Source organism: Moorena sp. SIO4A1 (assembly GCF_010672065.1).
Classification (GTDB): Bacteria; Cyanobacteriota; Cyanobacteriia; order Cyanobacteriales; family Coleofasciculaceae; genus Moorena.
In genome coordinates, this window is record NZ_JAAHHX010000556.1 from 1 (window position 1) to 1,673 (window position 1,673).

Sequence of the window (1,673 nt, forward strand, 5' to 3'; positions counted from 1 at the left end):
GCTACTCTCTCTATATCTCCCTGAAAATAAACTTGTTTCCAAGAAACCATGAAACGGCGACAGTTGATGCGCTATGTGAGTGCGGGTGTACTCACAACTCTTTCAACCGGCTTAGCTTCTGGACTCAGTTCTTACCAAGCACAGCCATCACGCAATGTATTGACAGTAAAGTGGCTTGGTCATACCTGCTTTTTATTTACTGGGGGTGGTGTGCGAGTTTTAGTCAACCCATTCCAAACCATTGGGTGTACGGCTAGATACAACTCACCAAAAGTAGAGGCAGATTTAGTCCTAATCAGTAGCCTACTACTAGATGAAGGAGCAGCGGAAGGAATACCGGGGAGTCCCCGGCTCCTATTTGAACCGGGTATTTTTCAAGTAAATGGGCTAAAATTCGAGGGAATTAGTATTCCTCACGACCGAGTCGGTGGACGTCGGTTTGGTAATAACGTGGTTTGGAAATGGACTCAAAATGGTATCAATATCCTACACCTGGGAGGAGCAGCAGCCCCTCTAGATATTGAGCAGAAAATTCTGATCGGGCGTCCTGATTTAGCGTTGATTCCAGTGGGAGGGGGACCAAAAGCCTACACCCCTCAAGAAGCTAAACAGGCATTTGATGTCCTTAAGGCAAAGATCATGATTCCTACTCATTTCCGAACCAAGGCCGCTGATGCCGAACAGTGTGATATTTTGCCAGTGGAGGAGTTCTTAACATTGATGAAGGACACACCCATACGCCGTGCCAAAAACGATACCATTACGATTAGCTCAGGGGATTTATCCCAAGATGGGTCAGTGATTCAACTAATGAGTTACAACTACAACTTTTAAATGCGCTTGCCTAGCCCCTTACCCAGACTGCAACCGCCTTTCTGGATTGGTGGAGTGGCGGTTTTAGGCATGATTTTCTGGATTGAAACCCTACGGCAGTTTGGGTTTGTTGTTCCAACTCCCTTTATACTTCTTTTCTTTGCTGTTGCCCTAACTGCCAGTATCGACGGATTACTTGCTGGAGTTACCAGTGCCACAGTATGGGCAATTTACCTGATCTATGCCTCTGCTGTTCACGTTGGTTCACCGAGTTTAACCGGGGGTTCAGTAGAGGTGAGTTTGGGGATTCTAGTTGTGGTCTTACTGGCTGTGCGGCTCGGCTGGATAAAAGACCAGAATCAGAAGCTGATCCAAAAGTTGCGACAAGCCAGCCTTGAGCTAGAACGACGGATTGAACAACGCACCGCTGAACTCTTAACCACCAATTCTAGACTCTCCAAGGAGATTCGCGGACGCATTCTGGCTCAAGAAGCCCTCGGAAAAAACGAATTGGCATTACAGTTAAGCCAAAATCGACTTGAAAGTATTTTGAGTTCCCTTGAGGATGTGGTTTGGTCCGTGCGCCCCCAAACCTCCAGACTGCTTTACCTCAACTCCGCTGTTGATAGTCTTTATGGTTATAGTATATCCGATTTTTTAGGTAACTCAAATCTTTGGCTAGAGGTAATCCACCCAGAAGACCGAGAACGAGTTCAGCAAAAGCGAAATTTTTTTAGCTACCCCGGCGAGAAGCCCCGCACCATAATCAAAGATTTGGTGTCGGGATGATAGCCGGGACAGGGTTTATGTAAATTAACAGTTATCATTCACCTGGTTTGTGTTAAGATATTTTGATGGCA

The 1,673-nt window shown here is 46.2% G+C and carries 2 protein-coding genes; both read left to right on the top strand.

What is annotated here, in order from left to right; translation table 11 throughout:
- Window positions 1–48: 48 nt before the first annotated feature.
- On the top strand, window positions 49–834 hold the full coding sequence (locus F6K53_RS40575) for an MBL fold metallo-hydrolase (protein ID WP_075898460.1): 786 nt from the start codon (window positions 49–51) through the stop codon (window positions 832–834).
- A complete protein-coding gene (locus F6K53_RS40580; RefSeq protein WP_293085844.1) occupies window positions 835–1,602 on the top strand; it encodes a PAS domain-containing protein in 768 nt (255 codons plus the stop codon). It begins immediately after the preceding gene.
- Window positions 1,603–1,673 lie beyond the last annotated feature (71 nt).

What these genes read in the sequence shown, in the direction of transcription:
- F6K53_RS40575 (WP_075898460.1), top strand. Translation starts at nt 49, where the DNA reads ATGAAACGGCGACAGTTGATGCGCTATGTGAGTGCGGGTGTACTCACA.
- F6K53_RS40580 (WP_293085844.1), top strand. Translation starts at nt 835, where the DNA reads ATGCGCTTGCCTAGCCCCTTACCCAGACTGCAACCGCCTTTCTGGATT.